Annotated in this window: 2 protein-coding genes; both read right to left on the bottom strand. The window is 66.3% G+C overall.

Translation table 11 applies throughout. The annotated features are described in order from the left end of the window. Positions 1-963: KAP family P-loop NTPase fold protein (locus AC1D01_RS29270; protein WP_477872672.1), on the bottom strand; the 963-nt coding region annotated here is incomplete at its 3' end. A gap of 31 nt (positions 964-994) precedes the next feature. Further along, on the bottom strand, positions 995-2,640 hold a 1,646-nt coding region (locus AC1D01_RS29265), incomplete at its 5' end, for an ATP-binding protein (RefSeq protein WP_477872670.1).

Raw genomic sequence — 2,640 nt, 5'->3', positions numbered from 1 at the left:
CACCAAGTGATGCCGCACCAAATCATCGATGAACGTATCACCATTGAAATCAGGCAAGGCGTAGCTGACATCAAAGAATCGCTTCAAGTAGCTGTAGCCATTGAAGCCCGATCCATAGACGGCTTTCACTGCTTCGGTCAGCTGCGAAACGTTGGTGGACACCACAAAGCAAACGCCCTTGATGCCGAACACGTGCTTGAGGCCCTCAAGCAGCGAGATCGCAAAATCGGGGCGGCAACGATCGAGTTCATCGACAAACGCAAATAGCGGAAGCTTGCGATCGCTGGCTTCGGAAATCACGCGAAGAGTCTCCTCGACCGACTCTCGGAAATCACGGAAGACTTGCGCCTTTTCCGAATGAGCCTCGAGCTCTTTTTCAAAGTACGCGTCGAGGCCAGCGTTGACTCCATCGAGGCCAGCCTCCGTGAGTTGATCCATGTCGATTTCGGCGGAACCATCTCGGAACGCTTCCACAACCTCGCCAGCGGCTACCCCGGTCACCTTCGTCAAGACACCCTTCGCGACCTGCTTGCCAGCCGGGATGAGCCCGCGCCGCAAAAAGCGCACCGCGTTGCCAATATTCCTCTTTGCCTTCTTCTGCAACGAGGGTTTCAGGCCACCCCGAGAGATTTCGGCATCGATCGCCGACCGAAATGCGGCCATGAACGCCACGACAGGGTCGGCCGCATAGTCCGCCGCCCAAGCGTCAAAGACGAAAGCGGGATGCGAGTCGGTGGACTCTTGAAGCGTACGCGCCCAGTTCTGAATGAAATAGGTCTTGCCCTGGCCCCACTGCGCATCCAGCGCCAAGGTGAACGAGGCGTTGGGACCGCTTTCCGGGCACACACGCCTGGAAAGGTAGGCCGTCAAAAAGTCGGCGTACTCGCGGCGATTCAGCAGATCGTCATGCCATGGTGCTAACGAAGACACCGCCTTGATGTCAGCTTCCTTTGCATCTGCCATGTCCTCTCCTCCGCTTCAAGCAAAAGCGCCCTCAAGCCGCCACCACCGTCGCACTGACCCGGAACACCGCCCCGCCCCCAGGCGCGGCCTCGGCGCTGATCCGCCCACCCATCGCCTCGACGATCTGCCGCGTGATCGCGAGCCCGAGGCCCGCGCCCTGCCGCAGCTTCTGCCCCTGCACGCCCTGCGCATACGGCTGGAAGAGGCGCAAGCGGTCCTCGTCGCTCAACCCCGGCCCGGTGTCGCACACGTCGAGCTCCAGCTGCACGGCCGCGCCCTCGCCTTTCAACCGGCCCTGCACCGTCACCTCGCCTTCGCTGGTGAACTTGATCGCGTTGCCCACCAGGTTGTTGACGACCTGCCGCAGCCGCTGCGCGTCGATCAGCACGCGCGCCGCGCTGTCGGCCGCAAGCGTCGCGCGGAAACCCAGGCCCTTGCCCTGCGCGCTCAGCTCCAGCGGCGCGATCATCTGCAGCCACAGCGCCGCGAACTCGGTCGGCGCCAGTTGCAGCTCGACGCGCCGCTCCAGCTGCTGCTCGTACTGCAGCGTGGTCTCGAGCAGGCTCCTGAAGCCCTCGGCCGATTCGCTGATCGCATCGGCCAGCCGCTGGCGGCGCTCGGGCGGCAGGGTCTCCTTCAGCATCTGCGCGCCGGTGCCGATGGCGCCGATCGTGCCGCGCAGCTCGTGCGTCAGGTAGCTGATGAAGCGGCCGCGCGCGGCGGTGCTCTCTTCGGCCAGCCGCCGCGCATCGCGCTCGATCTTCCGCGCCTGCCGCAGCCGCCGGTTGCCACGCCGCAGCAGCAGCAACCAGGTCAGCAGCACCAGCAGCGTCGCCAGCAGCACCGCACCCAGCCGCACCGCCTGCTCGCGGCTCATGCTCAGCGTGCCGCTGCCCAGCAGCCAGCGGCGCTCGATGTCCGAAGCCTCGGCCGCGCTCACCGCATCCAGCCCCTTGCGCAGCAGGTGCGAGAGCTCGGGCAGCTCGCGCCGCACCGCGAAGTACAGCTCGCTGTCGGCATCGCCCAGCGTGCCGGTCACGCGCACGCGGCCGGTCAGGCCGTCGTTGATCAACTGGTTGACCACCTTCAGGTTGCCGATCGCGAGATCGGCCCGGCCGTCGGCGACCGCCTGCAAAGCGCCCTCCTGCGTCGGGACCGTGATCAGCTGGATGGCCGGGTAGCGGCTGCTCAGCTGCGGGATCAGGAAGTGGTCCTGCAGCAAGGCCATGCGCATGGGGCCGACCTCGCCCAGCCGGGTCACCAGCGGCCCGTCGGGGCTGCGCGTGACGATGCCGGTGGGCACGCGCAGGAACGGGCCGACGAAATCGAAATCCTGCCGGCGCTGCATCGTGCGCGCGGCGCCGACCAGCACGTCGATGTCGCCCTTCAAGCCGCGCTGGTACATCTCGGCGAAGCTGCCGCCGATCTCGCTCTCGATCGTCACGCCGACCTTGCCGGCGGCCAGCCGGAGGAAGTCGGCACCCAGCCCGCGCAGCTGGGTCAGGTCGTTGCGCAGCGTGATCGGTGCGAAGGCGGCGTCGTAGCCGACCCGGATGCGGCCGTGCGCATCGACCCAGCGGCGCTCGGCATCGGTCAGCATCACGTTGTGCGGTGCGCCGTCGGCATCCTCGGGCAGCCAGCGGCGTGCGAGCTGGGCCTGCTCGCTCTGCGTGACCG

This window comes from Rhizobacter sp. P3_B12 (assembly GCF_056402895.1).
This window is presented reverse-complemented; position numbering and strand designations above follow the sequence as displayed.